This window comes from Methylomonas sp. BG-2 (assembly GCF_057766305.1).
In genome coordinates, this window is sequence record NZ_JBYMAP010000478.1 from 1 (window position 1) to 1,295 (window position 1,295).

2 protein-coding genes are annotated in these 1,295 nt (G+C 50.4%); one reads left to right on the forward strand and one right to left on the reverse strand.

The genetic code is table 11. The annotated features are described in order from the left end of the window. The coding region (locus AC3B8H_RS21425; RefSeq protein WP_488443530.1) for a DUF6794 domain-containing protein at nucleotides 1–197 on the reverse strand (197 nt) is incomplete at its 3' end. Nucleotides 198–1,111: 914 nt separating this feature from the next. Between AC3B8H_RS21425 and AC3B8H_RS21430 the strand changes: the two genes are divergently transcribed. Further along, nucleotides 1,112–1,295: hypothetical protein (locus AC3B8H_RS21430; protein ID WP_488443531.1), on the forward strand; the 184-nt coding region annotated here is incomplete at its 3' end.

The window sequence follows — 1,295 nt, forward strand, 5'->3', positions numbered from 1 at the left end:
CCGCAATGAAGACCAAATGCGTTCCGGATCGCTGCGCCAAGACAAAAATGCAGATCAACCAGTTGGCTTTCTTCGGAGTCGGCAAGCGCTTGTCGTTCACTATCGGACATGATGAACATCAGTCGATCGACTGCTTCTGCTACCGTGTGCGGCGGGTAAAAAGGCTCTCGTGAGAGACCTGTCCAATTTTTAGCCAATTTAATTTTTTTGTCCGAACTTTAATTTCTTCAGGGTAGATGTCCTTTTATAATGAAGTGTTTCAATGAGTCAATATCCCTTTTCCCGAAAACTAGAGTTACAACAAAACCGAGTAAGCAGCCCACTCCAATACCGAGACAAACCCATGTCATATAGTTACTTGTCTTGCACAAGCAGGGAGCTGTCAAAGCAAAAAAGACAAATATCGATCCAGTAGAAATCATCAGCAACATCATCGCCCACCATCTCGACGTTATGTCCCTATTCAAAATAAATAGGCGAATCTCGTTGGATAAATTACTTCCGGATTCGGATACTCCAAGGATTATCTTTATTCGGTCGTCGATTTGATCGAGAAGCCCCATTAGCGCATTAAGTAGCGTAAAAGTCCCACCGACCGTAGCAATCACGATTTCGATATTCGACGCCATAGTTCCTCCGAAAATACTCCAGCACTCCTGAATTGTCGTCCACTTTTAAAGCCAGAGCAATCGTCCGACCTTTCAGATTACAAAAACCCCTTGACATCCCCACCACCCCAGTAGCAGAATGTTTTCGACCCCGGCGCACCGGGGACGGGATTCGAACCCCGTTTTTTGCTAAGGCGTGAGAAAAGCCGCTTCACGCGGTTTTTTTATGCCCGTCATTTCGCGCAGCCCTGTTGCGCCTATCTGTTATGGCGTGGTTATTTGGGCGGCCTTGTGCCGGCCGCACCTTAGCGCGGTAGTTCGAACCCACTTAACCACGTCGCCCAGAGATTCGAACCAATGGGCGACGGTTTTCATCCAGCTAAGGAGACCGACATGCAAACTCAAGCCACGGGCGCAATCCGCCCGGATTCAATCGATTTCAGCCATCGCCTATACAGCGGCAACGGCAAGACCAATATAGCCGGCTTCGTCGGAGGTGCAGCATGAGCGCCGCCACTGCAAACGCCGGACCGGCAGACACCAACACCCTGGACAACGCCTACAACGCCGCCCAGCGGGCAAAGGCAATCCTGGCGCTGATCTTCGACGGCTTTTTGGACTCGATCCCGAACGAGAACGTTCAGACCGCGCTGTATTCTGTTCAACGCGAGGTTGACGAGGTGCTGG